This window comes from Nocardia anocheti (assembly GCF_029675105.1).
Classification (GTDB): domain Bacteria; phylum Actinomycetota; class Actinomycetes; order Mycobacteriales; family Mycobacteriaceae; genus Nocardia.
Map to the genome: position 1 here is coordinate 1 of NZ_JAQQFV010000011.1, position 24,663 is coordinate 24,663.

The 24,663-nt window shown below is 66.4% G+C and carries 13 protein-coding genes; 9 read left to right on the forward strand and 4 right to left on the reverse strand.

The window, feature by feature from the left end; all coding sequences use genetic code 11:
- On the reverse strand, positions 1–2,781 hold a 2,781-nt coding region (locus QC180_RS25870; protein ID WP_278265428.1), incomplete at its 3' end, for an Eco57I restriction-modification methylase domain-containing protein.
- A complete protein-coding gene (gene drmD / locus QC180_RS25875) occupies positions 2,778–6,032 on the reverse strand; it encodes a DISARM system SNF2-like helicase DrmD (protein WP_278265429.1) in 3,255 nt (1,084 codons plus the stop codon). The genes drmD and QC180_RS25870, both read right to left, overlap by 4 nt.
- Positions 6,033–6,062: 30 nt before the next feature.
- Between drmD and QC180_RS25880 the strand changes: the two genes are divergently transcribed.
- Complete coding sequence (locus QC180_RS25880; RefSeq protein WP_278265430.1) at positions 6,063–7,286, forward strand: XRE family transcriptional regulator; 1,224 nt, start codon at positions 6,063–6,065, stop codon at positions 7,284–7,286.
- A 71-nt stretch (positions 7,287–7,357) separates the two neighbouring features.
- Positions 7,358–7,777, forward strand: a complete 420-nt coding sequence (locus tag QC180_RS25885; protein ID WP_278265431.1) for a hypothetical protein — start codon at positions 7,358–7,360, stop codon at positions 7,775–7,777.
- A gap of 45 nt (positions 7,778–7,822) precedes the next feature.
- Here the strand turns inward: QC180_RS25885 and QC180_RS25890 are convergent, their stop codons facing one another.
- Complete coding sequence (locus QC180_RS25890; RefSeq protein ID WP_278265432.1) at positions 7,823–8,029, reverse strand: hypothetical protein; 207 nt, start codon at positions 8,027–8,029, stop codon at positions 7,823–7,825.
- A 303-nt stretch (positions 8,030–8,332) separates the two neighbouring features.
- Between QC180_RS25890 and QC180_RS25895 the strand changes: the two genes are divergently transcribed.
- Genes QC180_RS25895 through QC180_RS25925 form a run of 7 tightly spaced genes read left to right on the forward strand, consistent with a single transcriptional unit; the run spans position 8,333 to position 22,473 of the window.
- A complete protein-coding gene (locus QC180_RS25895) occupies positions 8,333–9,994 on the forward strand; it encodes a UvrD-helicase domain-containing protein (RefSeq protein WP_278265433.1) in 1,662 nt (553 codons plus the stop codon).
- Positions 9,991–12,273 (forward strand): GmrSD restriction endonuclease domain-containing protein, encoded by a 2,283-nt coding sequence (locus tag QC180_RS25900; protein ID WP_278265434.1) that lies wholly within the window; start codon positions 9,991–9,993, stop codon positions 12,271–12,273. Before QC180_RS25895 ends, QC180_RS25900 begins: the two co-directional genes overlap by 4 nt.
- Positions 12,274–12,326: 53 nt before the next feature.
- A complete protein-coding gene (locus tag QC180_RS25905) occupies positions 12,327–14,429 on the forward strand; it encodes a DUF262 domain-containing protein (RefSeq protein ID WP_278265435.1) in 2,103 nt (700 codons plus the stop codon).
- A 27-nt stretch (positions 14,430–14,456) separates the two neighbouring features.
- Positions 14,457–15,662, forward strand: coding sequence for a TIGR02679 family protein (locus QC180_RS25910; protein ID WP_278265436.1), 1,206 nt, complete (start codon positions 14,457–14,459; stop codon positions 15,660–15,662).
- 48 nt (positions 15,663–15,710) lie between these two features.
- On the forward strand, positions 15,711–17,231 hold the full coding sequence (locus QC180_RS25915) for a TIGR02677 family protein (RefSeq protein WP_278265437.1): 1,521 nt from the start codon (positions 15,711–15,713) through the stop codon (positions 17,229–17,231).
- On the forward strand, positions 17,228–18,481 hold the full coding sequence (locus QC180_RS25920) for a TIGR02678 family protein (protein ID WP_278265438.1): 1,254 nt from the start codon (positions 17,228–17,230) through the stop codon (positions 18,479–18,481). Before QC180_RS25915 ends, QC180_RS25920 begins: the two co-directional genes overlap by 4 nt.
- A complete protein-coding gene (locus QC180_RS25925) occupies positions 18,478–22,473 on the forward strand; it encodes a TIGR02680 family protein (RefSeq protein WP_278265439.1) in 3,996 nt (1,331 codons plus the stop codon). Before QC180_RS25920 ends, QC180_RS25925 begins: the two co-directional genes overlap by 4 nt.
- A gap of 185 nt (positions 22,474–22,658) precedes the next feature.
- Here the strand turns inward: QC180_RS25925 and QC180_RS25930 are convergent, their stop codons facing one another.
- Positions 22,659–24,590 (reverse strand): UvrD-helicase domain-containing protein, encoded by a 1,932-nt coding sequence (locus tag QC180_RS25930; protein WP_278265440.1) that lies wholly within the window; start codon positions 24,588–24,590, stop codon positions 22,659–22,661.
- Between the last annotated feature and the right edge of the window lie 73 nt (positions 24,591–24,663).

A 24,663-nucleotide genomic window follows, 5' to 3' on the forward strand; every position in this document is an offset into this window, starting at 1 on the left:
GGCACGGAGGAAGAAGTAGGCGACGAGGTCGGCACTGCCTCGTTGGCCGGATGCCAGTACGTTCACGAACCAATCGCGGAGATTGGTTCCCATCGCACCGGTCAGCTTCTGGCCGCCGAGGAAGGGGGGATTGCCGATGACGGCATCGAACCCGCCTCGCCCCATCACGTCCGGTACCGCCAGAATCCAGTGCAGCGGAATCCATCGGTCGTAATCGGTTGTGACGGTCGGTGTGAGCCCCTGGTCGACGATCCGCACCAGCATGGCTGAATCGGCCGGTTCGCTGTTCGATGGGAAGGCCTGGCTGATCGCGATATCCAGGTTCTCGTACGCTGAGTTCAACAATTTGCCGGGTTTGCCGCCCTGTGAAAGGCCTGCTGCGACAACGCCGTCGGCGATCGTTCGAAGTTGTCGCGTGAGAGTCTGGAAGTCAGACCATTGCCGTCGCTTGGTCGTGGTCGCACGCTGAGGATCCCGATCGTCCACCGGAGATGCCAGCGCCTCACGCAGCTGTGCGGCTTTGGCGAGCGTGCTGTTCACATCGATGTCGAACAACGAATCCTGGGGTCGGCCCTCGGCTTTGTCGGCATAGATATGTCGTGTTCTCAGTTGCTGGGCGTCCGTCAATCCCAGCAGGGAGTTCCCATGGAAGACCTTGTCGTCCACAAAGGAGAACGGCAGCTTCGGATCCAGCGACACCAGCCACAAGGACAGCTTGCACATCTCTACCGCCATCGCGTTGATGTCCGCGCCGTATAGGCAGCAGGCCACCACCTTACGGATGGCGTGTAGCTGGACCTGGTGTGGTGCCCCAGCCGCGACCCTGTCTCGCTGCCATGCCTCGACAAGCCGGTCGGCCAGGAAGCGCGCCGCAGCCACGATGAAAGCGCCGGAACCGCAGGCGATGTCGGCGACCTTGAGGTTCAAGATCGCGTCGGAGGAGATCAGCTTCCACTCCGACCTGTTTGCGGTCTGGTGCGGCCCCGGCGAATAGACCAGGGGCTCTAGCGCGTGCTGCACGACCTCCTCCGCGAGGGACCGCGGGGTGTAGTGGGCACCGGCGGACGCCCTGGAGGCAGTCTCGATGACAACCACACCGGCGGGGAGCACAACATACGGTCGATTACGCAAGTCCCGGCGGATGATGCCGATGAACGGGCGCAGCCGGTCGCGCAACTCCTGATGGCGGGCTACCGACAGCAGCGCGTGCTCGGCGTCGGCGACCTCGGCTGACCCGCGAATTGCTTTGGTGAGCGCGGACTTCGATACCGACTTCGCGGCCGGTTGATCCGCTTTCGCCCAGGCGATGAGGGCGTCGGCCAGTTTGGCCGGGTCAGGGTGCTCGGCAGCCAGTTCTTCCAGCGTGGCCAGCGGAATCTCCGGCTCCGCGCCCTTGGCGCCGATCAAACCTACGGTGATCTCGTCGACGGTCTGGGTCGAGTAGCCGAGCAGACCCTCGTAGATGTAACCGATCTGCTCGACGTCGATGTCTCGGAAGGAGATTCGCCGCGCGTCCTGCCCTTTTGGTGTCGCCACCTGGACCGAACGCAGCACTTCGAGCATGACTCGATCGGAGATGCTGATGGACAACTCGCCGGCCGGGTTCAGTGCAGTGAGGAACGAGAACCGGTCCGGATCGAACAGTGAACCACCGTAGGACGGGATGCGGATGTCCTCGAACGAGGCTCCGCGGTACATGGCATTCGAGGTGGCGAGGAGCCGATGCCAGGTGTGGAAGGTTCCGTCGAGAGCCTCGTTGCCCTCCAACTCCTTCCGCCGGTCGAGCTCATCCAGCTGGTCGCTCAGCCCGTATCCGAGCGTGAACAGCTCGCCTTGCGGGAGCAGCCCGCGTTCCTCGGCGAACAGCAGGAACACGACCCGCATCATCACGGTCACTGCCGCCTCGTACACCTGCGACTTCTGTTTCGGCAGCGGGTCAGGCATGTCGTTGTGGAACATGTCGTGCAGTGCCGATTCGGACATGGCCTGCACGAGCAGCTCGACGGCCTGCCGTACCTGGACACCGAGTGCCTCGGTGATCTCTTCGGCAGCAGCGACCGATTCGCCGAACAGTTCGGCCAGCCGGTCCTCCGGCTTGCCACCGATCAGGCAGCGGCGCTGCAGGAGTTCGACGAACGCATTGCGCGTCTGCGGCTCTTCGATCCAGGTCTGGGCATTGACGATGCCGGAAGCGACCATGGTGTCGGGCCGGACGGACACGACGGCCCACCACCGCCCGTCGGTGACCACGCCGATGCGCGCGTCGGCGGCACGCAGCAGCTCCGCCATGCGGTCGATGGGGCTCGCTGCCCACCCGTCGTCCAGCGGATCCCGCAGCGACGCCACCGGGTCCGTCACCAGAACCAGGGCCCCGGTCAGGTCGCCTCGAACCAGCGCCCCGGTAGCGGTGACGGTGACCTGGTGGTTCGGCGACTTCACCGAGATGGCGCTTCCCGCGGTGTACAGCTGCGCCCACCCGAGGACCTCGCCCAGTACCGTCTCGACCCAGGTGTCCCGGGCTGCCCGGTACCGCTCGAGAACCGCTTCGTTGTCCCGATCGGAATCCCATTCCCGCCAGGACTTCTCGAAGGCGGGCTTGGCCTCGCGCAGAACGGCGAGCGCCTCGGTGTTCATCGCGGGCATGCCCGTTTCCCAGACCCGCTTCAGGGCGGGAATCGAGAGGAACGGGCCATCGGTGTCGACAAGCTCCAGCCACTCGCGGTGCAGTTCGGCCGCGGTGGAGGTGCCGCGGCGACGGGTTTTCTTCGGTGCGGTGGTCATCGCTGCAGTGCTCCGGGCTCGGCGTCGGCGGGAGTCAGGGCGAACACGACGGCCGCCACCGACACGTAGGGCTTGATATCGGCGTAACGCTCACCGACTGCGGTGATTTCGCGCTGTTCTTCCTCGTTGAGGTTGTCGCGGCGCTGCTGCATCACGTCGATGTCGCGGCGCAATTGCTTGCGCTGGTCGTCGGTGAAGAATTGCAGCTCCAGTTCGGCTTGCTGCTCGCGCAGCCGCCTCAACGAGTCGTCGAGGTTGTGCCGGAACGCGGCGTAGATCTCGCGGGTGCGGCTGGTGTCCGCGGTATGGCGTGCTTGCAGCGCCTTGGCCACCTCGTCCTGCTTGCTCTCCGCGCGACGGTTCATCGCATTGAGCAACCGGCTCTGCAGGCGCGAACCCTCGACGTTCCAGAGATTCGCCAGCGTCGAACGCACTTGCGGCGACGCGAGTTTCAAGTCCGTCGTGTCGAGGGTCGCCTCCAGCAGATCTTCGACCTTCTTCTCGGCCATGTCGTTACCGCGGATGCGAATACCGGTGAGGAACACCTCCTCGTGCAGACGCAGGCCGCCGCGACCGACCAGAACGAGCCGCGACACTACCGCCACACAGGACTGCGGCAGATCGTCGACCACGACCGCGGTGACCCGGTTCACGTCGGAACCAACGCCGAGCAGCTTGCTCCGCAGGATGCGCGCCGACCGCTGCACAAGACCGTGACCGAGGTGCACGTGGACGATGTCGTCGCGGTTCTTCGCAATGCGGTCGTCGAAGGTCACCGGGCGCCACACGCCCGGCTCGAGATGGGTGTCCAGCCCACGAAGCACCGATTGCCATGCTCCACTCAGACCGGGGAGGTCGAAGACCTGCCCGGCACCGGGCTCGTCCACCGGATTCAGCGAATCCGGTTCCTCGAGTTCGAAGACCTGTTCGATATCGGGGTCGACCGTCTCGATCAGAATCGGCTGAGCGGTCAGTCCCAGCGCGGTGTCCACCACGCGACGCAGGTTCGCGGGGGTGATGTGCATGCGTGCTTTGGTTTCGGTGTAGCTGTTCGCGAGCTCGGTCAGGCGCCGGTTGAGTTCCCGGCTTCCGGCCATCACAGTGGAAATGGCGGCGGTTCCGTCGTCGGGGGCTTCCTTCTTGCGCCCACCTCGCCGCTTGGCGACAGTGGGGCTGAAGTGCTGCTGCACCTCATCGTCGATCACCTGATTGACCGCCCCCAGGTCGCTGTGCACGGTGCCGACCTTCTCGGCGATGCGGCGCAGGAAGTCCTGGTCGGCGCCGAACGTGCTGGAGGTGCGGTCCGGAGCGAACTGGAAGATCAACGGGGTCTGCTGCTGGCCGTAGCGATCGATTCGGCCGATGCGCTGCTCGAGCCGGGAGGGATTGAACGGGATGTCGTAGTTCACCAGCCGGTGGCAGCGCGCCTGGAGATCGATTCCCTCGCCCGCGGAGTCGGTGGCCAGCAGCACCCGCACCGGTTCCTTGCTCGGATCGGCACTGAACCTGGCTCGGATCCTCTCGCGTTCTTCGGCGTCGGTGGAACCCTGGATCACCGCCAACCGGTCTTTGTAGCCGCGCTGCTCGAGCACCCCCTTGATCCACTCCAGGGTGGCTGCGTACTCGGTGAACACGACGACGCGCTCATTGGTCCAGCTCTTGCCGTCAGGCCGACAGACCGCGTCGAGGAAATCGACCAGTGCCTTCAGCTTCGAATCGGGACGATGTGCGAACCCATCGCCCCAGCTGACCAGCCGAGCGATCTCCTCCGGCGACGCGGCGCTCAGCGGGTCCGACCCCTTGCTGCGGCGCAACGTCGAGAACTCCGGCTGTTCGGTCTCACCCTCTTCCTCGTCGGACTGGCCGCTGCCGAGCACCTCCTGGTAGTACTCGTCGTCATCGTCGTCCATGGCCGGCAGGCGCCCCGATGATGCCGCCTCGTCGTAGCGCTGCAGGGTGAGCGCGAACGACCACGGGCTGGAGAGGAAACGCTTCTTCAACAGCATCGAGACGATGTCGCCGGAGCGACCACGACCGTTGCGGCGTGCACTCTCGGTGAGGATGCGGTCGAGCAGGCTGAACTTGTCCTGTTCCTCGTCGTCGGGGGTGAAGCCGATAGTCTTCAGCTGCCGGGTTTTGAAGTTCTTCTCCGGGATGTCGGTCTTCAGCCGGCGAACGGCGACATCCTTCAGCGCCGTCTCGTCCAGGATTCCGCTCCGGGTGAACCGGCGACCATCGATCATCTCCAGCAGCGCGGTGAACGACTCCGAGTATCCGTTGTGCGGTGTAGCCGACAGAAAGAGTCGGTGCTCACAACGCTGGGCAAGATCCCGTGTGGCGATCGTGCGGTTGCTGTCGATGGCGTATCCGCGTCGACCGCCGACCGCGGTAGGGCCCGCCGGGGCGACATGGTGCGCCTCGTCGACCACCAGCACATCGAACGCGTAGCGGCGGGCGGTCGAGGCCTTGCCCGCCGAGGCATAGACCTCGCGTAGCATCTGCTGGGCGCGCAGCGACGGCAGCCACGCCATGCTGACGATGACCCGCGGGAACAGGCCGAACGGGTTGGCGTTGAGACCGTGACTGCGACGGACCCGGCGAATCAGATCACTGTTGACAATGGTGAAGTCCAAACCGAACTTCTCCCGCATTTCGTCCTGCCACTTCAACGCCAGGCTCGGCGGGCACACGACGATCACCGAGCGGGCCCGGTGCCGTAGCAGCAGTTCCTGCACGACCAGCCCGGCCTCGATCGTCTTGCCGAGGCCGACGTCGTCGGCGAGCAGCAGGTTCGTGCGGGCGGATTGCAGGGCACGGCGCAACGGTTCCAGCTGGTAGGCCTCCACATTGGCGCCACTGCGATAGGGCGACTGGAACGCGTCGGCATCGGCCGAGGTGACAGCTCCCCACCGGACCGCATCAACGAAGGCTGCCAGACGGTTCGGGTCGTCGAAGTTCTCCGGCGCGATCCGCTCGGGGAGGCCCTGGTCCGGGGCGACGGTCTGGCCGACCTCGAGCTCCCACACGACATCCAACTCGTCACCGAGGCGGTCCTCGGCCAGCGATTGCAGTCCCACGACATGGGTCAGCCGGGGGTCACCCTCGTCGGCGGGACTGCGCGGCAGGCCCTGTTGCCGGACATCGGTCACCGCCCAGGTCGAACCGCGGACCGTGACGATCTGGCCCGGTTCCGGCACTGGCGGCAACGCGCGCTGGTCGGCGGCGGCGTGCTGCGGGCTTGCGATCGTCATCCTCGGTCCAACCTTCCGTGCTATCCCTCGGTGCTGCGCGCCGGCGGTGGCGAGCCGGACTGCGACGGTGCAGGTCGCAGCGCCAGTCGGTCACGCCCTCACCATAGTGGTTCGTGTTTGCGATTATCGCAAGTCGACTGGGTTACCATCCTCGGTGTGTCGAGCATTCCAGATCGCGTCCGGGAGATGATCCAGGAGTCGGGTCTGAGTCAGCGGGAGTTCGGCCTGCGGATCGGGCTGGACGACTCCAAGCTGTCGAAATCCCTACGGGGGACCCGGCGGTTCTCCTCGGTGGACCTCGCCCGGATCGCCGAGCTGTGCGATGTCTCCGTCGACTGGCTGGTCACCGGCGAGGACACCCAGATCGCGGTGGCGGCCCGGACGACCGGCGGCGCCGCGGGCACCGCGCTGGAAATCGCCAAACGGTACGGCACCTTGCGCAGCGATATGGCGAGTCTCGGCTATACCCAACCGTGGAGCGGGTCGTCGAATCTGTCGGCGGCCGGGTCGTTCCAGGCACAGGGCAGGCGGTTGGCCGACGCGGCCGCCAAACGGCTGGCCGTGAAGGGGAGTTCCGTGCTCGAGCCCGACCTCGCGGCCGCGATCGAATCCGCCTTCGGGGTGGATGTCGCGGTGGTGGCGCTCGATCAGGATTTCGACGGGCTGGCGGTTTCCTACCCCGATGTCAAGCTGATCATTCTGGCCGCCAGCACGACCCCGGCGCGGCAACGATTCACCCTCGCGCACGAGCTGGGCCATCTGCTGGCGGGCGACGATCAAGGCGTGCACCTGGACGAGGATGTCTTTCAAGCCGCGCAGCGCCGCGACGGTAGCGAGATCCGCGCGAATTCCTTCGCGGCCGCCTTTCTCATGCCCGAAGACTTGGTGCGGGAACGAATGACGGCGGCGAAATTCAGCGAGGAAGCCTTCGCGGACCTGGCCTGCGATCTGATCGTCACCCCCTCGGCGCTGGCGTTTCGGCTACTCGACTTGCGCCTGATCGACGCCGGTCTGGGTGACCGGTTCAAGCGCCTCACCACGGCCAAGGCCGCGAATATCGCCGGGCGCGGCGTCGAGTTCGGCGAGCGGGTGGTCACGGCAAGCACCCCCAGAGCGCCGGGCCTGCTGGTCAGAGACACCTACGCGGCCTACGATTCCGGCGCGGCGACGCTGCGCCCCTACGCCGATCTGCTCGATGTCGACATCGAGCAGCTGAGAGCATCGCTGGAAGCTGACCGGGAGGCCCACGAATAGCCGTGCGTGAGCTCCTGTTTCTCGACAGCGCGGTCCTGGGCACTTTCGTGCGAATGGACCGTCTCGAGCTGTTGACCTCGATCCTCGGCACCCGCGGCGTATGGACCTGCGCGGTGGAGTACGAGTTTGCCCGCTCGCTGCCCGCTGACGCCAACGCGGCGCTGAGCCGCTGCCTGGGTGAGCCGATCGACATCGAGGATCCGGTTGAGATCCGCGTGGTCCAACGGCTGCGCCGGGTCGTGTTCGGCGGCGCGCACGAGCGGTCGCTGCACAACCTCGGCGAGGCCGAGACCTGCTTCCTGTTGACCGAACGCCGGGAGTTCGCTGAAGCCGGATGGATCACCGACAACCCGGAGGTATTGCGGTATGCCCAGGGCCGTGGCATCGCCGCCCGGAGCACCCGCGACCTGATGTCGGCGGCCGTGCTCGATGGGGTGCTCGGACCGGAACAGGCACGTGACACCTTGATCACGATGCGCGGCATGAGCTGAATCATCGATTGCCCGGCTTCGCGGCAGAGTCAGGATTCTGCGATGCTAGCCTTGGCCGGTTCGTTGGGCAGGCGCTCTAGCGTCGAGACTGTCAGATTTGCCGGAGGGGGCCAGGTGGCGAAACTGGTGATCGACAAGGACTTCCTGCTCGACCTCGGCGCGCTGGAAACGTCGGTGCAGCGCAATGTGCGCGATGTTTTCGCCAAGTTCGCCGCGAGCACCCACGCCGGACTGCACCTGGAGAAGCTGCACGTCGCCCGCAACGATCGGTATCGATCGATCCGGATCAACCAGTTCATGCGGGGCATCGTCTTGGCGCCGAGTTCAGGCGATACCTACATTCTGCTCAAGGTCCTTCCCCACGACGACGCGTATGCGTGGGCGGCCCGTCGTGATGTCTCGGTCAACCCCGCCTTCGGTGTCGTCGAGATCTGGGACGGTGACGGTGCCAGTGAAACACTCGCCGCCCTACCGGAGTCGACCAGGTCCGAACCGACGCCGTTGTTCGCGAGCTTCGGTGACGGCGTACTGCGCACATTGGGGATCGATGACCGTGTGCTGAAACTGAGCCGATCGCTCACTGACTCCGCGCAGTTGGAGGCGGTGAAAGAGTTCTTGCCCGGTACGCAGTGGCAGGTGCTGTCGGGACTCGCCGAGGGATTTACTCCAGACGAGGTCTGGGAACTGCTGGCCACCGAGCTGACCGCCGAGCCGATCGATCCCGATGACCTCGACTCGGCCATCGCGCGCAGCGGCCACCGCCTGGTCTCGGTCGACGGGCCGGAGGAACTGCTCGCGGTGCTGGAACGGCCGCTCGACTTCTGGCGGGTCTATCTGCACCCTACCCAGCGAGCTATCGCCGACGCTTCCTATCGCGGCCCGGCCCGCGTAACCGGTGGCCCGGGAACCGGGAAGACCGTGGTCGCCCTACACCGTGCCCACACCCTCGCCAAGCGCGGCGAGGGCACGGTGCTGTTGACCACGTTCACCTCGACGCTGGCCGACATCCTCCAAGCGGGGGTGAATCTGCTCATCGACGACGAACGCGTGCGGCGGCGGATCGAGGTCGTCAATGTCGATCGACTCGCGAACAAGATATTCCGATCCCACCGCAAGCCCGCGAACATCCTGTCGGCCACGCAAGAACGGCAGGTGTGGACAGCTGTCATCGGCGATCTGGAGCTCGCCCTCACTCCCGGATTCCTCGCTGAGGAGTGGCGCGAGGTAGTGCTGGCGCAGCGAATCCGGTCCGCGGACGAGTATCTCGCCGCGAAGCGTCGTGGCCGTGGCCGCGCCATGAACGCACAGGCGAAAGCGGGCGTCTGGATGGCGATCTCGGAGTTCGAGCGGCGACTCACCGACACCGGGCGATGGACCCACGAGACCGTCTGCCGCGAAGCGGTCCGCATTATGGAGACAGTCGAGGACCCGATGTACCGGCACATCCTCGTCGACGAAGCCCAGGACCTCAGCCCGGATCAGTGGCGGCTGCTGCGCGCCTGTGTACCCGGCGGCAGCGACGACATGTTCTTGGCAGGCGATACCCACCAGCGCATCTATCAGAACCGGGTGACGCTCAAGGAGGTAGGAATTCAGGTCGCCGGGCGATCGAACCGGTTGACCGTCAACTACCGCACCACTGCCGAGATTCTGCGCTGGAGCCTCGAGTTGCTGCGTGGCGAGCGCATCGATGATATGGACGAGGGGCTGGACACGATCGCCGGATGCCGTTCCGATCTCCGCGGAGAAGCTCCGATCGTGCGGGGATTCGACTCCGCCGACGACGAACTTTCCCATCTGGTCGAACTGGTCGGTCGCTGGATCGAGCGCGGCGCGGTGCCGGACGAGATCGGAATCGCCACTCGCGCCAACGATCTCGGTTCCCGGGCCAGGGCCGCTCTCGGCCGCGCCGGCATCGCGGCAGTCGACCTGGCGGCCACGACCGAGGGCGGTGTCGGCATCGGCACGATGCATCGGATGAAGGGTCTCGAGTATCGCTACTTGGCGGTCCTCGGGGTCAACGCCGGGCAGGTGCCGCCCCTGGCCGCGGTAACTGCGGCCGAGGACGACCCGCACGCGCATCAGCGCGACCTCCAGCGAGAGCGCTGCCTGTTGTTCGTCGCCTGTACCCGGGCGCGGGAAGAACTCGTCGTAACGTGGCATGGCGCCCCGAGCGACCTACTCCCAGAAGCCGCAGACGTCGAAAGGTTGCCGTGACTCGCCTGTCCACCCTCCTCGATCAGATCGATGCGGGCATCGTCTTGCTGCCGGAGTTCCAGCGCGGCTACGTGTGGAACCGGGACCAGGTCCGCGGGTTGCTGCGATCGCTGTATCTGGAGCACCCGGTGGGTGGACTGCTGTTCTGGGAGACCGACTCCGACGACATCGCCTACCGGGGCGATTCCCGGGCCGTCTCCGGACCTCGCCGGCTCCTGCTCGACGGCCAGCAACGGATGACCACCATCTACGGCGTCGTGCGGGGGACCCCGCCGCCGTTCTTCGAAGGCGACGACAATGCCTTCACCGGGCTGCACTTCGATGTCGAGAACGAAGTATTCGAGTTCTACTCGCCGGCGAAGATGAAGGGCAATCCGTTCTGGGTGGACGTCACCGAACTGTTCCAGCGCGGGCCGATGGGCTACTTGCGCAGGTTCGATCCCACGACCTACCCGCACGTCGACGACGCGCTGATCGACGTCTTCCTCGACCGGCTCAACCGCGTTCAGCAGATCACCAAGATGTCGTTCAACGAGGAGAAGATCACCGACTCGCATCGGACCGTGGACGATGTCGTCGAAATCTTCAACCGGGTCAATTCCGGCGGCACGAAACTGTCGAAAGGCGATCTGGCGCTGGCGAGCCTGTGTGCCCGGCGGTCCGAAGCGCGCCAGGAACTTCGTGGCAACCTCGACCGCTGGAACGAGATGGGCTACGCGCTGAGTCTGGATTGGCTGCTGCGTAATGTCACCGCGGTCGCCACCGGCCGCTCGGTATTCGACGCGCTCGGCAAGGTGACGCCGGCGGAGTTCGAGACAGCGCTGCGGTCAGCGGTCAGCCATATCGATACCTTCCTCGATGCGGTCTCGACGCGGCTCGGCCTCGACCACACTCAGGTCCTGATGGCTCCGGCCGCGATCCACGTCGCGTCACGTCTGCTGGAACTCAACGGAGGCCGCTTCGATGACGACGCCCATCGCGACCGGGTCCTGTACTGGTATGTCCACGCCGCACTGTGGGGCAGGTACACCGGTTCCGCGGAGACCGCACTCCAACAGGACTACGATGCCGCCGCGCGTGGGGGCATCGACGCGTTGATCAAGAATCTCGAACGAACGCGCGGTGGCACACTCGCCATACAGCCGGACGACTTCAACGGAGCCAACCGTGGTGCTAGGTTCTATCCGCTGCTCTATACCTTGAGTCGTGCTTGCGGCGCACGTGACATCGGCAGTGGCTTGGAACTGCGGGCCGAGCACCTGGGCCAGCAGGCCGCCCTGGACATTCACCGGGTGTTCCCGAACGAGTTGCTGAGCAAGGCGGGCTTCGAGCGGGGCCAGATCCAGAGCCTGGCGAACTTCTGCGTTCTCCCCGCCAGCACGGTCGATCTGCTGAAGAAGCGTTCGCCGGCCGAGTATCTCGGCGAGGTAGAACGGGATCAGCCCGGTGTGCTCGAATCCCAATGGATACCGACCAATCCCACGCTGTGGCAAGTGGAGAAGTACCCGGAGTTCCTGCAGGCTCGCCGCGAGCTCCTTACCGCGGCCGCGCAGCGGTTCCTGGAGAGCCTTCGAGCCGGTGAGGCCACGACAGCGAACCTGAGGCCGGTTCGGATCCGCGACGAGAACGCGAACCCGGCGCTGGCGCGGCTGCGTGCGGCCGTCGAGGAACTGGCCGAGCGCGGGTTCGCCCGGCCGCAGTTCGAGGTCGAGGTCGCCGATCCACGAACTCGGCGCGAACTCGCCGTCGCCGACGCGCTGTGGCCGGCGGGCCTGCAACCGGGTATCGGGGAGCCGGTGCTGTTGTTGCACGACCGCGACGATGTGGACCTGTCGCGGTTGACTGCGCTGGGATACCAGGTTTTTACCTCTCTGGACGAGCTACTTGCATACGCCAACCGCGGAACCGAGCCGGAGGCCGGCGGTGACGAGGCCGAATCTGCGACGCAGGAGCCGCTTTCATCGGAGATCGAGTCGGTCGATGCCGCTGTGGAGTTCGCGAGGGTCGTCAACGAATCGATCGCCCGAGCCGTCGGCGAGACCGGTTATCGGCCGGGGCAGTTCCGCCGGATGGTCGCAGAGCTCGGAGCAGTGGCGACTGCTAGGAAGTTGCTGGCTACCAAGCAACTGTCCGAAGGCTTCTCGACATTGTGGGAATTCGGACGTCTGGATCTGACGGTGGAAGCCGCAGTGGTCGATGCACGGTTCGCCGGACTGTTCACCGATCAGGAGCTGGAGACGGCACAGTTCCGGCTTCGACAATTCGGATTCTCCGGATAGGTCCTGGCCGGGATGGCACAAGCGCGCAGATGGATGGATGGAGCGGAGAACTGATGGAGGCGCATCCGCGCAGGCTGAAGACGGTGTTTCGCAGTGATGTGCGCCTTGTCGTGCCGTTGTTCCAGCGACCGTATGTGTGGGACGAGGACGAGCAGTGGGCTCCGCTGTGGGAGGACGTCACGGCCACGTTCGACCGGCGCGAAGACGAGGAGGTTCATCCGCACTTTCTCGGCGCTATCGTGCTCGAACAGAAGCGGGGTGCCATGGGCAGTCTCGAGGTGCGTGAAGTCATCGATGGTCAGCAGCGTCTGACGACATTACAGGTTCTCATCGCGGCGTTGCGCGACAGCTATGACGCCGCGGGCATTCGGACTTCGCGCCGGAGCAGGCTCAGCAAGTCCTTGGTGAACGACCCGGACTTCGTCGACGGCCCCGATGAGGAGTTCAAGCTCTGGCCGACCAACCGGGACCGTGGCAGCTATACCGCGGTGATGCGAGGCGAGTACGCCGACAGCACCCGCGATCCGGCCCTGCCGCGAATCGCGTCGGCGTATGTGTATTTTCGCGAGCAGATCGATGCGTTCGTTGCCGGATGCGATCAAGACGAGGTCGAAGCGGTTCTCGACGGTCTCGCCGAGGTGATGCTCGAACACCTGGAAATGGTGGTGATCGACCTCGGGCTCGATGACAACGGTCAAGTCATCTTCGAAACGCTGAACGCGCGGGGCACCGCGCTACGTGCGTCCGACCTGATCAAGAACGCACTGTTTCGCACCTTGCAGGACGGTGGCCGACCGGTCGACAGGCTGTACGAGGAGTCCTGGGAACCGCTCGAACTGCCGCAGTGGCAGAAGGATGTGCGCCAAGGCCGGCTGATTCGGCCGCGGTTGGATGTCTTCGTGGGCCACTTCCTCACGGTGGTGCTACACAAAGAGGTTCAGTCGCATCAACTGCTCGCAGTGTCGCGTGCTTATTTCGCCGGGGATGCCGATCGTGCGGAGAAGTTCCTCACCGAACTCGCCCGATATGCGCGAATCTACGATGAGCTCGACAATGCGACGATCGGAACCCCGGCCGAGCGCTACCTGCTGACCCGACTCGAAATCGTCGATACGCAGACGATCACCCCCGTCCTGCTGTGGTTGTTCGCCCATACCGACGGTGCCGACCGGCTGCGGGCGATCGCGTCCCTCGAGGCGTATGTGGTGCGTCGTGCGATCTGCCGTCTCACGTCGAAGAACTACAATAGACTGTTCCTCGAATTGTTGCGGCGGCTCGCCGTGGAGCAGCCTGCAGCGGATGTAGTCGAAAAGTTTCTGGTTCAACAAGATTCGGAATCCGGGCTGTGGCCAGGGGACGAGGATCTGGCCGAGTCACTGCGGCGGCTGCCGCTGTACCGGCTGTTCAAAAGGGATCGTCTACAGCGTCTGCTCCTGGCCTTCGAGAACCATCTGACGACCGGTCACACAGAGCCTGTGTCACCGAGCTCGAAACTGTCGATCGAACATCTGTTGCCCCAGAGCTGGCATGAGAATTGGCCATTGCCGAACGGCGCGGACGCCGATGAGGAGGAAGAGCGCAGAGACAGTCTGCTGCACACGATCGGAAACCTCACCCTCGTCACCGGAAAGCTCAATTCCAGCCTGTCCAATGGAGCGTGGAGCGCCAAACGTGCACATATTCTCCGGTATTCGGCACTGACGCTGAACCGGGTGCTTTCCGAGACGTGGACCGTCGACGAGATCGCCATCCGGTCGGCGACATTCGCCCGAGCCGCAGTGGAGATATGGCCGCGCCCCAGCGGCTCAGACGGAGCGCTCGTCGCGCGCGTCCCGGATGCCGATCGAGACCTGACGCCCGACCGGGACCATGCCGTGACGGCTCCTTCCGGGGGACGACGCACCGGGTATGCACTCGCCGCCCGCCGCGATATCGGGCAGCACATCGTCAATGCTTTCGCCGGCCTCGAAGAGGGCACTTTCTTGACTATCAACGAGATCCGCAAGGTTCCTTCCGCGCAGTATCCGGTCAACGATCTGCCATCGTCCGGGGCGATCTCCGCTCGGCTCTTCCCCGCCGGAGGGCGGCGGACAACAGTTCCGGGGGTCGTCGGTGCGATTGTCGGCGGTCGCCGTGGAGGCCGGGCTGTGTCCTAGGCGAAAGTTGCTGTGAGGAGGAGCGACGTGCCGACATCCAGCGTGGCGGACCTGTCCACCCAGTTGATGCCGCTGTGGCGTGCGCTGCACGAGCGGTTCTCGACGGGCCGACCGGTGGCCTCGATACGGATCGGTCCACTCAGCGACCTCGAACGCGAGGCGATCGCGGACCTGTTCGGGTCGCCGAGCCTGCCGCGCGAACACCACACCGTCAAGCTCGGCGAGCTCGACTCGGTGCTGGCGGGCACGGTGGGGGCCGGAGCTCGGGAGGTGGTCGAGCAACTGGTCGGGCCGATCGGAGACCGGCGGGCGGATCGGGCTGCCCGGGTTCGTGCTCGAGCGCAGCTCTGGGACTGGCTGCGTTCACATCCGGTGGTGCTGGCTCAGCCCGCACTGACCGAATGGGTGACCGGCGCGGAGCGGTCAGGACTGGTCGGGCAATCGGTGCCGCGGACTCGGGGACTGCTGGAGCAGGCGGTAGCCGTGCTGGCCGCGCTTCCTGCCGCGGGGGTGCCGGTGCCGGTCCTGGCCGAATCCACCGTCGGGGACACCCACGCACTCGACGAGGGGACCAGATTGCATTCGCTGGTGATGCGGGCGCTCGCCGAGATCCACCAGTGCCCGATGCCCTCGGACGCGGTCGGGGTACGACGACTATGGGAACTGGCGGGCGTTGCCGACGACGAGTTGTCGCCGACGGTGCTGGTGGCCGGGCTCGGTGGGGTGGGGGCGGGGACCGTACTCGGCGAGGTGTTGCGGGTGACGGCCGAGGCCGCGATGGCCGCTGCGGTGACGTTGCAACAGGTGCGGGCGGTGCGGGTGCTCGACGGTGTGCCGGAGATGGTCTATGTGGTGGAGAATCCGAGCGTGCTGGCGGTGGCGGTGCGCCGATTCGGGGTTCGCTGTCCACCGATGGTCTGCACGGCGGGATGGCCGAACAGCGCGGGGGTGGGATTGCTCGAGTTGCTCGGCGCGGGTGGCGCAGAACTGCGCTATCACGGCGATTTCGACGGTGAGGGGCTGCGGATCGCCGCGCATCTGATGGCGCGTGTGGCTGTGCGGCCATGGCGGATGAGCCGGGAGGACTACCTGTCGGTCGCGGGGTCAGGGCCTGCGGTGGGGCGGGTGACCGAGGCGCCGTGGGACCCTGGATTGGCCACTGAGCTGCGGCGGGTGGGGAAGGTTGTGTCGCAGGAGCGGGTCATCGAACAGTTGATGGCCGATCTGGCGTAGGTGTCGGTGGGTGGGGCTACCGTCGAGGCAACGACCGATCGAAGGGGGATGATGGATCCGATTCGCGTGCCGCCGGAGATGTTCCGTTTCACCAGCGGCGACCTCTCCGGGCTCTACACCGCGATCCTGCACGCCTTCGGGGAGGCGAACGAGCGGCTCGAGACAGCGCTCGGGCTCGATGACCTGCGAGCGCGATTGCCGGGGGCCGGCCTACCGGATCTTGTCGATACCGACGATCTGGCCGCGGCGTTGGACCAGCTGCGTCGCTGGGACCTGGTCGATGTGGTGCAGAACCATTCCGAGAACTACCGCACGGCGGTGGACTACGAACGTCGCAACCTGCTGTATTCGCTGACCAAGCAGGGCGAGGCGGCTTTCGCCGGTGTCGTCCACGCGATGACGGTCCTGGCGTCCTCCGGTGCACTGCAGACCGCGGTGCTGGACGCGATCGGAGATCGGCTCGCGGATCTGGTCCGTGAACTCGACGGCGGCACCGACCGGCGGGTATTCACCGTGCTCATGGAACTGGAAGCACACCTGGAAGCGCTGCGGGTCAACACCAAACAGTTCAACGGCGAGCTACAGCGATTGCTGCGGGCCGAGGGCGTCGACCTGGCGGTGTTCCACGAAGTGAAGGCGGCGACAGTCGCCTACCTGCAGGAATTCCTCGACAACCTCGACCGGCGAGGCCAGCTCATCGCGGGGCGGGTCCGGGTGATCGAGGAGTTCGGGGTTTCACGAATGTATCGGCGGGCATTGGCGGGGGCCGAGTTGCCCGCGTTGCCTGGGTCGGACCCGGCGCCCGGCTGGCTCGAGCAGCGGCACGCACGCTGGGCTGGGTTACAGGCGTGGTTCTCACCCGTAGACGGGTCTGCGCCACGCATCGATCAGCTTCGGCAGGTCGGGCGGCGCGCGATCGTCACCCTGCTGCAGGTGCTGGACCGGATCACCGAGTCACGCAGGCGATCCAGCAACGCGGTGACGGATTTCCGGGAGCTGGCCAGGTGGTTCAGTGTGCTGCCCGAGGAAGCCGACCTGCATCGGCTGTGGTCGACGGCGTTCGGCCTGGCGCCGGCTCGCCACGCGCATCTGGCCCATCCGGACCCGGAATTGATCAGTCACCACGCCACCTGGGCCGAATCACCACCGGTGGAGGTGTCGGCGTTGCTGCGCACCGCGGGCAAGAACGAACGGTTGGGCCGGACGGGCACGGTGCCGGACGTGTCCGCGCTACGCAAGGAACGTGCGGCACGGGCAGTGGCCGAACGGGTGGCGTTGCAGCAGGCCTGGGCCCGGCTCCATACGCACGGGGTGCGCAAGCTCTCGGAATTCGCTGAACTCGAGCCCGCCATGGCCGAGCGGCTGCTGGACCTGATCGGGCGGGCGCTGGGCAGCGCCCCTGACGCTGTCGGGATCCGGCGCTCCACTACGCCCGACGGCCGGATCGAGATCGCGCTCGGCCCGGCCGAACCCGGCGCGGTCGCCGAGGTGCACACGGTGCACGGCCTGCTGCGTGGTCCTGACTATGCGCTCGACGTCCGGCAGGCCGGACGGCGGGCCGGCCGATGAGCCAGCTCACCAATCAGTTGGCCATCGCCGAACGGGAGGAGGTCGGTCGGGCCATCCGGTATCTGCTCGCCGAGCCGTTGCTGACCGCGGCCGCCGCGCCGGATCGGTTCGATGTGGTGCGCAGACGACGGGAGCCGGTAGCACAGTGGTTCGACTATTTCTGCGGTTGGAGCCTGACTGTGGAACCGCGGGTCGGCTACGCGCGGTTGACCAAAGTCCGGGTCGCCACCGACGCGACGCGACCAGCGAAACGGCAACGGTCCCAGCGCGCCCCGTTCGACCGTCGCCGGTACGTGTTGCTGTGCGTGGTGCTGGCAGAACTGTGCGGGACTCAGGTCACCACCATCGGCACTCTGGCCGAACAGGTGCGCTCGGCGACCGCGCACGACGATCTGGTCCAGGGGTTCGACACGTCGAGCAGGGGCGAGCGGCGGGCGTTCGTCGACGTGCTGCACTGGCTGGAAGCCGCGGCGGTCCTGCACACTGTCGACGGTGCGGTCGACAGCTACATCGATTCGCAGCAGGCGAAGGTGCTCTATCGGGTCGACACCACGTTGCTGCTACGGATGCTCGCCACCGGTACCGGTCCGTCCCAGCTGGGGATACCGACCCAGGAAGTCTCGCTGCGGTTGCCGGAGGTACTCGCCGAACTCACCCGGGAGCACCGCTACGGCGCGGCCTCGGTCCCGGCCGGTCGGCATTCAGAGGTCACCGTCTCGGACAATCAGCGCAACCTGTGGTTGCGGCACAGCATCTTCCGGCGCCTGGCTGATGACCCGGTGGTGTATTTCGCCGACCTCGACGAGGCCGCTCGGGGCTACCTGGCCTCACCCACCGGTCGCAGACAGTTGCGCAACGCCGCCGAGACCGGTGGCTTCGTGCTCGAGGAACGCGGTGACGGGATCCTGTTCGTCGACCCTGACGCGCTGGCCACCGACTCGAAGTTTCCCGACGACAGTTCGACCGCCAAAGTGGCGGGGCTGCTGTTGCTAGAGCACCTCGACGGCCCGGCCACGATCGAGCAACTGTGCGCACGCACCACCGAACTGCTGCGACGTTTTCCGCAGTGGGCCCGGACCTATCAGGCGGAGGAAGGCCCCGGGCGGCTCGCCGACGACGCCGTCGCGGTGCTGGCCGCGTTCCAGCTGGTCCGGCGAACCACCGCCGGGTTGGTTATCCCTCTGCCCGCCGTGGCCCGCTACCGCGTCCGGCAGGTTCACCCCACGACCGAACCGGAGATCCGCCGATGACCGAGCTCGACGACACCCGGCTGCGCTGGGTGCCCACGCGCGCGGGCATTCTCAATGTCTGGCGCTATTACGACGAAGTGCTCGAGTTCCATGACGGCCGGCTGCTGCTGCGCGGTGCCAACGGCAGTGGCAAGTCCAAGGCCCTGGAACTGTTGCTGCCGTTCCTGTTCGACGCCAGTTTGCGGCCGAACCGGCTGTCGACCTTCGGCACCGGTGAGCGGACCATGCACTGGAACATGATGGGCGAGGGCGCCACCGGGGTCACGCGGGTCGGGTATGTCTGGCTGGAATTTCGCCGGGGCCCGGCGCAATGGTTCACCTGTGGGGCGCGGTTGCAGGCCACCACCCGCACCACCACGGTACGCCCGGACTTCTTCACGACCGAGTTGCGGGTGGGGCAGGCGGGCGAGGAGGACGTGCTGGTGCTCACCGAGTCCGGCCGCCCGGTCACCCGTGCCGAGTTGGTTACCCGGATCGGCGAGCGCGGCACAGTGCACGATGATGCGCCGATGTATCGGAACACAGTGCGCACCAAGTTGTTTCCAGGTCTGTCCGATCAGCGTTTCGACGCGCTGATCACCGCGCTACTGCAACTGCGGATGCCGAAGCTGTCCCAGCGCCTCGACCCGGGATTGCTGTCGAACCTGCTGTCCAAAGCGCTGCCCCCGCTGGGCGACAACGAGATCGCCGATCTGGCCGAAGGGTTCGAGCGGCTCGACGCGCAGCGGGAGCGACTCGAGCGCTTGCGTGGCGAGGCCCAAGCTGTCGCCAAACTCGCTGTGCGCCAGCGTACCTACGCGCAACGGGTGTTGCGGGCGCGGGCCGCCGCGCTGGTGTCGGCGACCACCGAGCTGGGCAAACGCTCCGACGATGCCAAACGATCGGCCGCGGAACTGGCCACTGCGCGGACGGACTTGAGCGCTGCCCAGGTGGAGACCGGCCGCCATCGCGCCGCCGTGGGCAAGCTGCGCAGTCGCCAGGAAGGTTTGCTCAAGAGCCCGGCCTACCAGCACGGTGCGCAACTCGATGATTTGCGCAGGGCCCGGCGAGGCGCCGAACGACGCGCCACACAGGCCGCCGAGCGCGAGGCGGAACGTGAACGTGCCGCGCTGACCGCGGCCGGCCTCGCCGAGACCACTGCCACGGAGATGCAGGATTGGGAACAGATCGTGGCCAGGAGCGTGGCCGAGTCCAGACAAGCGGGGCAGCGTTGCGCGATGACGGCGGTCACCGAGGAGATCGCCGCGGCCGAGCCGGCCAGGGCCCGCATCATGTTGCGCGCCACCGTGACCACCCGCGAGGAACAGATCGGCGTTGTGCGTGCCGCTCTCGATGAGCATGATCGCGTGATCTGGGAACGTGATGCCGCCGAGCTCACCGTCGACGCCGCGCGAACACGATTTGGTCACACCGAGGCCGCGATGCGCGCCGCCGGCGAGCATCGGGACGCGACCGTGGAAGAGTTGCGTTCGAAACTGCGAGATTGGGCCGATGGCTGCCGGATGCTGTCGCCGGACTGCGATCGGCTGGTTAGGGCCGCGGAGTCGGAGGCCGATTGCGGCGACATCATCACCGCCGCTGTGACCGCGGCGTCGGTCGCCACGCACAGCAAGGCGCGCGAGACCGAAGGGGCGCGTGACGAGGCGCGCGCCGAACGCGCCGAGTTGGTCGAGGAACGCGATCAGCTGCGCAACGAACGAGACATCCCACCACCAGTGCCGGTGTGGCGCACCGCCGATCGGACCGAGCGGCCGGGGGCGCCGCTGTGGCAGGTGGTCGATTTCGCCGATTCGGTGTCGATCGTCGTTGCGGGCGCCGTGGAGGCCGCGCTGGAATCAGCCGGCTTGCTCGATGCGTGGATCGGGCCCGACGGCAGTGTCGACGGCGCCGAAGTGTTCGCGGTACCCGAGGCGGTGGCGGCTGTGGGCGGTGTGTCGCTGACCACCGTCCTCGAACCAGCCGACAGTTCGGCCGTGCCTGCGGCGCTGGTCGAACGTTTGCTGGCCTCGATCGCCTTCGGGGAGTCGGCGCCGGATCAGGAGGTGGTCGCGATCGGCGCCGACGGATCGTGGCGGATGGCGAATCTGCGCGGCGGCCGGAATAAACCGAGCCCGGAATTCATCGGTGTGCAGGCCCGACGCCGTGCCCGTCAGCAGCGGATCTGTGAGATAGATCAGTCGGTGCTGCGACTCGATCACCGGCTCGACGAGTTCGCGCACACCCTGCGGGAACTCGAACAGCGGGTGCTGCTCATCGACGACGAGTATCGGCGCCGCCCCGGCCGCGCTGAACTCGCGGACGCCGATATCGCGTTCGCCCAGTCATCGGCGACCCACCATGCCGCCGACGGTGAATTGCGTACGGCCACCGACAAGCTGCGTGACACCGAGGCGTGGGTCAGTACCTCGATGCAGCAGCTCGCGGTGCTCGGTGCCACCCACCGACTACCCACCGACCGTCCCGCGCTCGTTGCCTTCGCGCAGGCCCTGCACAGGTTCTCGGATATCGCGGAAAGCTGGATCGATGCGCGGAGCGATCTCGGGCGTGCGCGCGACAACCACGATCGGGCCGTGGCGCAGGCGGCACTGGCACGAACAGATGCGGACTCGGCCGCCGCCGACGCAGTGGGGGCTGCCGCGGAACTGAGCAGCGCGACAACGGAATTGACGGCGATCGAGGAGACTGTCGGCCGCGACTATCAGGATGTCCTCGTCGAACTCGACACGGTGCGGACCGCATTGGCCACTGCCGAAGCGAGCGAACAGGATGGCTCGAGCCGGATCTCGCGGCTGACCGCCGCTGTCGGTGGCCTCGAGCGACAGACCGACACCGACGAGCAGGCCAGGATCGAGGCAGTCGCTGATCGAGACACCGCCGCCACGCGATTGCGGGAACTGGCCACCGGCACCTTGCCCGCCGACGCCGAGATTCCGGACTTGGCGCACTTCCACACCGTATTGGCCGAATCCGACGGCGTGCGCGCCACGCTCGACGCGGCCCGGCTGATCACCGCGGCCTGGGACAGCACACCGCACGCACCCACCAATGTCACCGAGGCTCTCGGTCGGCTGGGGACCTCGGTGCACGAATGCCGGGCCGAACTCGGCGGTCGCGCCGACCTCGACCTGGAAACCCGGGGTGAGGTCCAGATCTTCACCGCATCAATCGATGGGATACGGGTGGGAGCCGCGGAGCTGAAACGGATTCTGGAGCGCGAAGCCGAACACAGCCGCACCGAGATCACCGAGCACGAACGCACCCTGTTCGACCGCACCCTCACCGGCGATACCCGCCGTCATCTCACCTCCCGCATCCGGCAGGCCGACACCCTGGTCAAGGCGATGAACGAGCGACTCGGGCGGGTCCGCACCGCGTCGGATGTGGCGGTGCAGCTAGTATGGCAGGTCGGCAAGGACCTGCCCGCTGGGACGAAAGCAGCCCGCGACCTACTGCTCAAGGCTCCCGCCCAGCTCGGCGACGCCGACCGGGAATCTCTGCACCGCTTCCTGCGGGAACGTATCGACGAAGCCAAGGCCGACGCCACCGCGACCAGCTGGGGACAGCAACTGACGCAGGTTTTCGACTACACCCGCTGGCATCAGTTCGTCGTCCGCGTCGATCGTGGCAAGGGTGAGGGCTACCAGGAACTCACCAAGAAGTTGCACGGAGCGCTGTCTGGCGGTGAGAAGGCGATCGCGCTGCACCTGCCATTGTTCGCGGCTGTCGCCGCGCACTACGAGGCAACTCCCGAGGCTCCGCGGATGATCATGCTCGACGAGGTTTTCGTAGGAGTGGATACGGTCAACCGCGGACAGATCTTCGCGCTGCTCGGTGCGCTGGATCTGGACCTGCTGCTCACCTCCGACCACGAGTGGTGCATGTATCGGGAACTGAGCGGCATCGCGATCCATCAGCTGGTCCATGGAGACGGTAGCGATGCGGTGACATCGGCCCGGTTCACCTGGGATGGGCAGGAACTCATCGGGGCATGAGGCGATCGAGGTCGGTGCTGACATTGAACAAGCCACAGCTGGCGGCACCTCGTCGGCGATCATCTCGTGCCGACGGCTGCTGTGGATCGTCAATTCGGTGGTGACCCGGACAAACGCTCGGGGACGACTCGAGGATTTCCCGCAGACTACGGTGGGCGCCTGAAGCTGGGCTATGTCTGGGTGGATCAGTCGGTGAGGGTGCATACCCACAGATAGTCGCGGGCTCGGCTGGCGGCTACGAGGTGTTGGCGGGTGCGGAGGGCTTCGGCGTCGCGGGCGGAGCGGGTTGGGGGTGGGGTGGTGAGGAGGAGGAAGACGGCGGTGAAGTCCATGCCCTTGGCGCGGTGGACGGTGCCGACCTTGATGTCGGTGGGTTGGGTGCCGTCGTAGTGTTCCAGGGGCATGGCGCGTAGCCCGGCTCTGCGCAGGGCGGTGAGGTAGCGATCGATGTCGCTTCTGGTGGAGACGATGACGGCGATGTCGGCGTCGGGTGGCAGGTTCGCGTCGCGGATGGCTCGGGGGAGGGCGGTGAGTGATTCGCGTCGGGTGAGGCGGGCTTCGACGACGTTACCGTCGGGGAGGGTCGGGGTGCTGTCGCGGATGACGACGCCGGTGCCGCCGTCGAGGTCGTCGACGGAGCCGGGCGTTTCGATGCGCTGGACGTAGGACAGGACCGCGGCGCGGTTGCGATAGTTGGTGCGCAGGATGCGGCCGCGGCCGCCGGGTACCGGAATGCCCGCCTCGGCCAGAGTGCAGCCGCCGACGTAGACGCGCTGTTGGCTGTCGCCCACCAGGAGCAGCTGGGAATCCTCACGGGCGCCGGCGATTTCGTAAACGAGCTGGAGCTGCCGGAGTGTGAAGTCCTGGACTTCGTCGACCACTACCAGCCCGAAACCGTCTTTGCCGCTGAGGGGGCGGGTGCGCAGTTCCTCGACGGCGAGGGTGATCACGTCGTTGAAGTCGTGCGCGCCGCGAGCTGCGAGGCCCTGCTGGTAGGGCTGAAACCATTCGTCCCAGATGATGTTTCGGATATCGCCCCTGACACTGATGCGCTCGCGGCCGCTGCGCTGCACACTGCGGTATTCATCCTGGCTCGAGATTTCGCGGCCTTTGATGATGCGGTCGATTTCATCGTGCCAGTAGCCGAAATCGGTGCCGTCGACGGCGGTGAGGGTATCGCGGATTCGGCGCCACGCATCAGCGAGTGCGGCGTTGACGGCTGCCTCGTCGAGGTTGAACGGGACATCCCTGTCCTTGAGGAACCGGAGCGTCCAGGCGTGCAGTCCGGTGAAGACCGCGCGGTCGACAGCCCGAGGCGCCAGACGGGCGAAGCCGCGTTCGTGAAACGTGGGAAGTGTCTTGACGAAAGTGGTGAACATCAGGCGGCCGGGATTGCGTTTGGCCCAGTGTGCCATGCGGTGCAAGGCGACCACGGATTTGCCGGTGCCCGCCGGGCCGCTGATGCGGGCGGGACCGGTGAAGTTCGTCTGCACCAGGGCCAGCTGGGTTGGGTCGAGGAAGGTCATCCAGTCGCTGAACGGGCGGGCCAGCGCGGCGGCACGTTCGGACTCGTTGAGATCGGTCGCGGTGAAAAGTTCGGCAGCGGTGTCGGTTTCGACGGGGCGGTCGAGACGCAGGTGGGTATAGCGGTCGATGCCGGAGGCCGCGAGCTGGGCAGCACGGGCGGGCTTGTACTGCCGGTCGCCTCGGGTGAGGGTGTCGAGGAAGGCGGGTTCGTCGACGATGTGGACACGGCCATCGGATTCGGCGCGGAACCGGCCGGGTAGTACGACGACGATCTCGGCCATGTGGGGGACGAACCGGAAGTCGCCGACGGCGAGACGGGCGAGAGGTTCTTCGGCGTGCTTGCGCAGCTCGCCGAATTCGGAGGTGTCGGGCGCGGTGGCGGCGAACACGATCGCGAACACCCCTGTCGGGCCGATCGCGAAAGCGCTGGGTCTGCCCGGACGGAATGCGGTGGTGCGAACCAGCAGTTGCCAGCCTTCGCGGGCGAGAACTCCGGTGAGTACTCGGCGTTCCGGCGAGCTCAGGTGGGCCTGTTCGGCGAGCGTCTGCTCGGCTGTGCGCAGGCGTCGCTCACGTCGGATATCAGCCATGGTTTCCCCCTCGAACCTGGTCGCTGGTCGCCACCCGTAGCTTCCGGCAACGCGCTAATCCGTTGTTGGACAA

Excerpts from the sequence above, each read along its gene's own strand:
- QC180_RS25925 (WP_278265439.1), top strand. The coding sequence starts at position 18,478 with ATGACCGAGCTCGACGACACCCGGCTGCGCTGGGTGCCCACGCGCGCG.
- QC180_RS25920 (WP_278265438.1), top strand. The coding sequence starts at position 17,228 with ATGAGCCAGCTCACCAATCAGTTGGCCATCGCCGAACGGGAGGAGGTC.
- drmD (WP_278265429.1), bottom strand. The coding sequence starts at position 6,032 with ATGACGATCGCAAGCCCGCAGCACGCCGCCGCCGACCAGCGCGCGTTG.
- QC180_RS25905 (WP_278265435.1), top strand. The coding sequence starts at position 12,327 with ATGGAGGCGCATCCGCGCAGGCTGAAGACGGTGTTTCGCAGTGATGTG.
- QC180_RS25915 (WP_278265437.1), top strand. The coding sequence starts at position 15,711 with ATGATGGATCCGATTCGCGTGCCGCCGGAGATGTTCCGTTTCACCAGC.
- QC180_RS25930 (WP_278265440.1), bottom strand. The coding sequence starts at position 24,590 with ATGGCTGATATCCGACGTGAGCGACGCCTGCGCACAGCCGAGCAGACG.